This is a genomic window from Streptomyces sp. BE20 (assembly GCF_036322525.1).
In the GTDB taxonomy this organism is placed as follows: Bacteria; Actinomycetota; Actinomycetes; order Streptomycetales; family Streptomycetaceae; genus Kitasatospora.
This window is the reverse complement of the sequence record NZ_JAQYWW010000900.1, coordinates 1-267: the sequence shown is the minus strand read 5'-3', so window position 1 is coordinate 267 and position 267 is coordinate 1. Positions and strand designations below refer to the sequence as shown.

Sequence of the window (267 nt, the reverse complement as noted above, 5' to 3'; positions counted from 1 at the left end):
CTCACGGCGTGGTGGGAGTCGTTCGGGGTGGTTCCCGCCGCGGTGGTGGGTCATTCGCAGGGTGAGGTGGTGGCCGCGGTGGTGGCGGGGGCGCTCACGGTGGAGGACGGGGCGCGGGTGGTCGCGGCGCGTTCCGGGGCGTTGGTGGATCTCGTGGGTGACGGTGGGATGTTGTCGGTGGGGGCGCCGGTGGCGGATGTGGTGCGGTGGTTGGAGCCGTCGGGTGGGTGGGGTGATCTGTCGGTGGCGGCGGACAACGGTCCGTCG

General features: G+C 73.0%; 1 protein-coding gene. It reads left to right on the top strand.

The window, feature by feature from the left end; genetic code table 11:
* Nucleotides 1-267: acyltransferase domain-containing protein (locus PUR61_RS19420; RefSeq protein WP_329880241.1), on the top strand; the 267-nt coding region annotated here is incomplete at both ends.